Source organism: Dyella sp. (assembly GCF_036746095.1).
In the GTDB taxonomy this organism is placed as follows: Bacteria; Pseudomonadota; Gammaproteobacteria; order Xanthomonadales; family Rhodanobacteraceae; genus Dyella_B.
Genome location: NZ_DAIOEU010000104.1, coordinates 1 through 7,024, shown reverse-complemented (window position 1 = coordinate 7,024; position 7,024 = coordinate 1). Strand labels below are relative to the sequence as shown.

General features: G+C 61.1%; 7 protein-coding genes and 1 pseudogene. 5 read left to right on the top strand and 3 right to left on the bottom strand.

Translation table 11 applies throughout. The features are described 5' to 3' along the window. Both V7M64_RS21900 and V7M64_RS21895 read left to right on the top strand, forming a co-directional pair. Positions 1 to 251: hypothetical protein (locus V7M64_RS21900; RefSeq protein WP_333682255.1), on the top strand; the 251-nt coding region annotated here is incomplete at its 5' end. Beyond that, positions 248 to 676 carry a thioesterase family protein gene (locus tag V7M64_RS21895; protein WP_333682254.1) on the top strand — a complete coding sequence of 143 codons (429 nt, stop codon included), beginning with the start codon at positions 248 to 250 and terminating at the stop codon, positions 674 to 676. The genes V7M64_RS21900 and V7M64_RS21895, both read left to right, overlap by 4 nt. A 109-nt stretch (positions 677 to 785) precedes the next feature. Here V7M64_RS21895 and V7M64_RS21890 read toward each other — a convergent pair whose 3' ends face one another. After that, entirely contained in the window at positions 786 to 1,256 is a 471-nt protein-coding gene (locus V7M64_RS21890) for a cupin domain-containing protein (RefSeq protein ID WP_333682253.1), read from the bottom strand. Between the two features lie 139 nt (positions 1,257 to 1,395). On the opposite strand from V7M64_RS21890, the gene V7M64_RS21885 reads away from it, so the two are divergent. Next, positions 1,396 to 2,286, top strand: coding sequence for a LysR family transcriptional regulator (locus tag V7M64_RS21885; protein ID WP_333682252.1), 891 nt, complete (start codon positions 1,396 to 1,398; stop codon positions 2,284 to 2,286). A gap of 275 nt (positions 2,287 to 2,561) precedes the next feature. Further along, entirely contained in the window at positions 2,562 to 2,999 is a 438-nt protein-coding gene (locus tag V7M64_RS21880; protein WP_333682251.1) for a VOC family protein, read from the top strand. A 2-nt stretch (positions 3,000 to 3,001) separates the two neighbouring features. Here V7M64_RS21880 and V7M64_RS21875 read toward each other — a convergent pair whose 3' ends face one another. After that, positions 3,002 to 3,394, bottom strand: coding sequence for a hypothetical protein (locus tag V7M64_RS21875; RefSeq protein WP_333682249.1), 393 nt, complete (start codon positions 3,392 to 3,394; stop codon positions 3,002 to 3,004). Positions 3,395 to 3,661: 267 nt separating this feature from the next. Here V7M64_RS21875 and V7M64_RS21870 point away from each other — a divergent pair, with 267 nt between their 5' ends. Next, positions 3,662 to 5,473, top strand: a complete 1,812-nt coding sequence (locus tag V7M64_RS21870) for a YadA-like family protein (protein WP_333682248.1) — start codon at positions 3,662 to 3,664, stop codon at positions 5,471 to 5,473. 130 nt (positions 5,474 to 5,603) lie between these two features. On the opposite strand, the pseudogene V7M64_RS21865 reads toward V7M64_RS21870, so the two are convergent. Next, positions 5,604 to 7,024, bottom strand: a pseudogene (locus V7M64_RS21865) (hypothetical protein); the annotation flags it as partial.

Sequence of the window (7,024 nt, the reverse complement as noted above, 5' to 3'; positions counted from 1 at the left end):
ACACCGTGGTGGTGATCGAGCACAACCTCGACGTGATCAAGACCGCCGACTGGATTGTCGATCTCGGCCCGGAAGGCGGCGCGGGCGGTGGCCGCATCCTTGTTACCGGCACGCCTGAAGTCGTCGCAGCCTCGCCGGCGTCGCACACCGGCCGTTTCCTTGCTACGCATCTCAAGCCGGCGAAAGCACCGCGCGCGAAAGTCGAACACGACAACGGCAAGGCCAAACCCAAGCGTAAAGTGGCTTCATGACGACGGCACTCGATTCCGCGTCCGCCCCGGCACCGCTGTACACCGCTGCGATCAGCGTGCGCTGGCGCGATCTTGACGCGTTCAACCACGTCAACAACTCGACCTACCTCACTTACCTGGAAGAAGCACGCGTGCAATGGCTGCAGCATCTTCCGGGGCCGTGGTCCAGCGAGCACGCCATGCCGGTGATGGCCGCCAGCACGCTCAATTATCGCCTGCCGATCGAGTGGCCAGGCGAAGTGCATATCGAGCTGTATTGCGCGCGGCTGGGCAACAGTTCCATGACCGTTGCGCATCGCATGCTCGATGCGGCCGATCACAACAAGTTGTATTGCGACGGCAACGTGGTGATGGTGTGGATGGATCCGGCCACCGGCAAATCAGTATCGTTGCCGCAAGCGATTCGGGACGCTGCATCCGTATAACGCAGGCGTCGGCTGTACGTTAATGCAAGCCACCCTCTCGGCCGTCACTCCCGCGAAAGCGGCAATAACGGCCGAGAGGGTGCGCGCATTTCACGATAAGTCCACGCGATCATCTCTTGCTATCGTCCTTCATTTCATTCAAATCAAAATGATCCGCCTGCCACTGAAACAGCAGGCAATCCTCCCCCGCCTTGCAGCCACTGTAATGCTTCAAATTCCCCGGCAGCATGTAGTACGAACCCGCGGGATATTCCGTACGCTTACCGTTGACCACCGCATAGAACGTGCCCTTCAACACTACCGTCGGCAGATCCTTGCCATGGGTATGAAACGGGTTGTCGCGGCCGGCAGGGAAAATCACGAACGCCTCGTAATAACCGTTGCCCAGCAGATCACCTTGCACGTTGGCGTACTTGATGCCGCTTGAGTCAGGCACTTCTTTCCATTGCAAGGAAGGGACCGGATACGAAACCACATCCGGACCATTAGGTTTGGCGGCTCGCACTGATGCCGCAGCGAGCACGCCAACATTGAGAACCGCTACACCGGCGAACAAAGTCCGAGCGATTGCCTTTTTCATGATGAACACCTTCACGTGTGAAAGAAGATGCGCACCATGGTAGGAACGGCGAAGTGCGAGATATACGCTAAGCTGCAAACATGATTTGTGTGAAAGACGCACAAACTGCTGCAACGCGAACAGGGATAAGGAGATTCAGATGGATCAGTTTCTTGCCATGCGCGCCTTTCGCTACATCGTCGAAGCAGGTGGATTCTCCGCCGCCGCCGAACGCCTGGACACCACGCATTCGAGCGTATCGCGCCAGCTCAAACAGCTGGAGGCAGAACTGCGCGTGCAACTGATCAACCGGACCACGCGGCGCATTACGCTGACTTCCGCCGGTGAAACCTATTACGCTACCTGTGTGGACGTGCTGGATCGCGTGCAGGCCGCCCATGAAGCCGTCACCAAGGAGCGGCAGCGCGTCGCCGGTGTGTTGCGGGTAAGCATGCCCATGGCTCTGGGCACATTGGAACTCGCGCACTGGCTGCCATCACTGCTCAAACGCTACCCGGAACTGAAACTCGATATTTCCTGCAGCGACCAGTTTTCCGATCTGGTGGCCGAAGGTTTCGACGTCGCCTTACGCATCAGCCACGCCTTGCCCGATTCCAGCTTGATGGCGAGAAAACTGGTGACCTCTCCTATCGTGCTGGTCGCTGCGCCGGCCTATGTCGCCCGCCACGGCGTGCCATCTTCACCGGAGCAGCTCACCCGGCACGAACTGTTGGCCTTTTCCGCAAGCTCAACATCAACGTGGAATCTGGCGACACCAGGCGGCCACAACATCCACATACAGTTGAGTGGTCGGCTGCGCATGGATGCCATCACTGCATTGCATGCTGCCGCCATCGCAGGCGCCGGCATTGCCGCGTTCACGCATCACACCGTCAAGGATGAGCTGGCACGAGGACAACTGGTGCAAGTGCTGCCGGATTACACACTCGGATCGCGCCACTACTACGCAGTTTACCCACGCACCCGGCACGTTACGTCCCGCGTGCGTGCGTTTGTCGATTACATGCTTGAATATTATGCCCGGCTGTAAGGCGATGAATGGGCTGAAGTATCCCCACGTCTTTTGCTGGCCCGCGTAAATCCTGAGTCATGCCGATTCCGTGTCGCAGCGAATCGTCATTTTGGCGAAGGCAGGAATGACGGATGGGAGTTTCCTGCTATCGAAAAATCCTCAAGTGCGGAGCCTTGCCCCACTAGCGCAGCATCAAACATCCCGGCCCAAAATGAATGCCATATGCGCCAGTCCAATCTGCAAACAGTTTGTTTCATACTCACAACCCCCTTCCCAACCACGGAGTCACGCACATGGAAATCCAGCCTTACCTGTTCTTCGATGGCCGCTGCGAAGAAGCCATCGCGTTCTATCGCGAAGCGCTCGGTGCGCAGGAACTCATGAAGATGCGCTTCAAGGACGCACCCGCCAGCAACGACTATCAGACCTCGCCCGAACTCGCCGACAAGATCATGCACGCCGCGTTGGCGATCGGCAGTACGCATCTGTTGATGTCGGATGGCCAGGCCGGCGAAAAAGAAACCGTGCATTCCGGCTTCAGCCTCTCAGTCACGGTAAACGACGTTGCCTCGGGTGAAAAACACTTTAAGGCAACACTGAACAAGTATCGCCGTCGTCACCAGCCCTGTCTGTTCGCAGGCCACAGGGGCGTCGGCGAAGGCAGACTGGCCGTCTGTCGAGACGGCGGACCGAAGGCCTGCGGACAGACAGGGCTGGCCCCAACATGCTGAATTCAAAGGGATGGGGTGATGTCTGGAAGGCCCGCAGGCTGCGCCGCGTGGCTTGGCAAGACAGCCAGTCTTCCCTGCGCCACGCAGCACACCCTGCGGGCCTTCCAGGCATCATGACGACGGCGATACTTATTCAGTGTTGCCTTAACGCCCTGGCGCAAGGCGGCCACATCACGATGCCGTTCCAGAAAACCTTCTGGACCGACGGCTTCGGCATGCTGGTAGACAAATTCGGCGTGCCGTGGATGGTAAACGTGCAGCATCAGACGGCGTAACACCGCAACGCTGACGATCGTCTTCCCGGCGAAAGCGCACTGCTGTCCAGGGAAATGCGATGCACCGGAAAGCCGTGCAGCCATGCTGTCGCGATGGTGCAATTTTTTTTCGCAGTTCAACCGCTCCCGATCCCGCCATCCCGGCGAAAGCGGGGCTGGCGCATTTCATAAACATCACCCAGCTCGGCAAGGGTGATCGGTCTCCACCCTCCACAACTGAACAAACCCCGCCATACCGTTCAGTAAGCGCAGCGCATAACGTCGCACACAGCAAATTAGGACTAGACCTATCTCTTGTCCGACCCGGATCAGTCCCGTCCGACTGACCCATCTCTCCGCGATTTCTAGCATGTCCTCGTCACCCAACGACTTGATGAGGAACAAGCCATGCGCGTTGCAAACCGTATCCACCCCAGCCCGAAGAACGGGTTGTTCGTACGCAGCTTGATCGCAGCGGCCCTGGCGGAAGCTTTCTTGATGGGTTCGGCGATGGCCGTCGACACCGATGCGCAGACCATGCCGATGGCGGACAGCTACGTAACAACGACTGATGACACCGACAACGACGGTGCGCACAACACGTCACCCGATCTCGCTAACCCGTTGCTCGCGATGGGCACGGCCCAGCGTGGCTCCGTGGGCGTCATGGATGCATCCGATCCGCTGATTGCTGTCGATGGCATGACCGGCATGAATTACGCATCCCTCAACAATGCGGCTTCGACGACGGCCGCGCTGGCCATGGGTGTCAACTCGAATGCCAGCGGCGGCAATACGGTTGCCCTGGGCGTGCAGGCCACGGCTGCATCGGACAACGCCGTCGCACTCGGCAGCCAGGTCCAGACCGGCGCGGACCAACCCTATGCCGTCGCGGTTGGCTCAAAAGCCTCCACCCGGGGTACACAAGCCATCGCCTTGGGAGCGAACGTCAGGGCAAATGCAGATAGAGCGGTTGCGGTCGGCAACAACAATACCCAAGCGCTGAGCCAGAGCGCGATCGCCATGGGCGATGGCGCCAGAGTGAACACCCGCAGCGATAGCGCGATCGCCATAGGCACCGGCGCAAGCATTGGCGTGGGCGCTGCCAATGCGATGGCGTTGGGCGCCGGCACGGTGGCGAGCGCATACGGCAGCATCGCTTTGGGTGCCGGCTCCATCGCCGACCGGCTCAATGCGTTATCCATCGGTGCCGTGGGTGCAGAACGCCAGATCGTCAACGTAGCGGCCGGCGCACAGCTCACGGACGCGGTGAACGTCGGCCAGCTCAAGGGCGTCACGGATGCGTTGGGTGCCGGTGCCGGCATCGCGCCGGACGGCAGCATCGTGCAGCCTGAATTCACGGTCTTCGGCAATAAATATTTCACCGTCGAGCAGGCCATCCAGGCCGCGGCTTCCTCGGGCGCCACCGATTCGCTGGCCGTGAGATACGACTTGAACGATGACGGCTCCGCCAACTATGGCTCCGTGACCTTGGGTGGCCCCGCGTCGGCGCCGGTCATCTTTACCAACGTGGCAGACGGCAAGAACCCGTATGACGCCGTCAACTACGGCCAGCTCAGTGCACTGCAAGACCAGGTCGACAACTTGAACCAGTCCGTCACCAGTATCGGCGACCGCGTCAGCCACATCGAGAACAATGGCGGTGGCGGTGGCGGCGACGGTGGCAACGGCGGCTCGTGGAACTACGACGCCCAAGGCAACAAGATCACCAACGTCGGCGATGGCGCGGTGAACGCGGAAAGCAAGGATGCCGTCAACGGCTCGCAGTTGGCAGCAACGGCACAAAGCACGGCCGATGCACTCGGCGGCGGCGCCACCCTCAATGCGGATGGCACGATCAGCACGCCGACCTACACCATTGGTGGCCAGCAAGTGCGCGGCGTCGAAGGTGCCGTGAATCAGCTTGACCGTCGCATCGACGGGTTGCAAAGCCAGGTCGATGGCCTGCAGGGCCAGATCAGCAACACGGCGCGCGCGGCGTACTCCGGCATTGCAGGTGTCACGGCGCTGACGATGATTCCCGGCGTCGACGTCGGCAAGACCTTCTCGGTCGGCGCGGGCGTGGGTAGCTACAAGGGCTACACCTCTGCCGCGCTGGGCGGTGAAGCTCGCATCAACGACAACTGGAAAGTTCGCGCGGGCGTCGGCCTGTCCAACGACGGCAACACGGTGGGTGTCGGCGCGTCGTTCCAGTGGTGATGGTGCAAACCCGCTCCCTCCCCTGCTTACAGGGGAGGGAGCCCATCAAGCAAGTGAAATGTTCCTCCTCGATGTTGCACTCCTTAAAGCCTGGCCTCCGCCAGGCTTCTTTTTTTGCGCGCATCAATGTCTATCCGCGCGAGGCAAGCTGGCTACGCAACAGCTGTATCTCAGCCATCATCGCTGCCATCGCCTCCTTGAGTTGCGCAACGTTCACCGCATCAGTCGGTTCCTTGCCGGCCGCAACATGGATGATCTGCCGCGTGCCAACAGTACCGCCGCCGATGGAAATCGCGTTGCCACGATCCGCCACGGCGCCATGGCCCAGCGCGACACCGCCGATCGCTCCTGCTTCCACGCTCGCCTCGGCTCCCAACGCCAGCGCATCGACCGCATCCGTGGCCACCACCGCCGCACGGCCGATCGCAATGCTGCGGTCGGCGCGCACCTTCGCACCCTCGCCCATCGCGATGGAACTCTTGCCGACCGCCCAGGTATCGCGGCTGCCCACGGCCAGCGCGTGCTCGGCGTTGGCCTGCACGCGCGTGCCAAGCGCTACCGCATGCGGGGCATTGGTCTGGACGTCTGCGCCTATGGCCACGGCACTATCGTTATCCGCACCCGTCCGTGCCCTTCGCCCCAGGGCTACCGAACGATCCGCGCCGGCCACGTTGTCCAAACCCACGGCAATCGCATCGCTTCCGTTGGCAAACGAAAACACACCGAGCGCCACCGCCGTGAATTTCTCCGGATCGCCGCCGTTCAATGAGGCCACATTCTTGCCGCTGCGCCCTTCGATCGCGCCCTGCGGATCATCCTCCACGTTTTTCGCGCTGTTCGCCGCGACGCTGTTTGCGGCGAGCGCATCCAGCGCCTTGCGCACGGCAAACAACTGGCCGCCAGTGACAGCATCCGTACTGAAAGCGGTGACTTGGCCCTCCGCCACATTGACGATCTTGCGTTCACCGCCCGCGAAGCCCACGGAAAACACGTCGTCTGCATCAGCTACGGAGTTGTAGCCCACCGCCACCGAGTGCTCACCCGAGGCAGACGCGCCCGTACCGATGGCCACCGCCGTATACGCCGTGGCCGTGGCGTTCGAACCAATGGAAACCGCATTGGTGCCGTTCGCGTTGGCCTGGGTGCCGGTCGCATTGACCTTGATGTATTTCAAATTGATCGCGCCGCTGCTCAAGTCGCTGCGAAGATCGGTCAACCCCTTCGCCAACTGCGCCACATTGACACCATCCGTACCATCCACGCCGGTGGCCATGTTGTGCAGCGCTACCGGCGTGCCCGTCGTGCCGAGCTCGATATCCGTGTGGGTCGCATCGACGTAGGTCACGGCCAGCGAATTGCCATCCGCATCGACGATCCCACTCTCGTCCACCGCTTGCGCCAGATCGGCGATCGCCTGGTTCGTCGCAAACAACTGCGCGCCGTTCACCGCCTCCGTGCTCGTGTCCGACAATGCATCGCCTGGCGCCACGTTCGATACCGTCACCGGCGTGCCCGTCGTGCCGAGCTCGATATCCGTGTGGGTCGCATCGA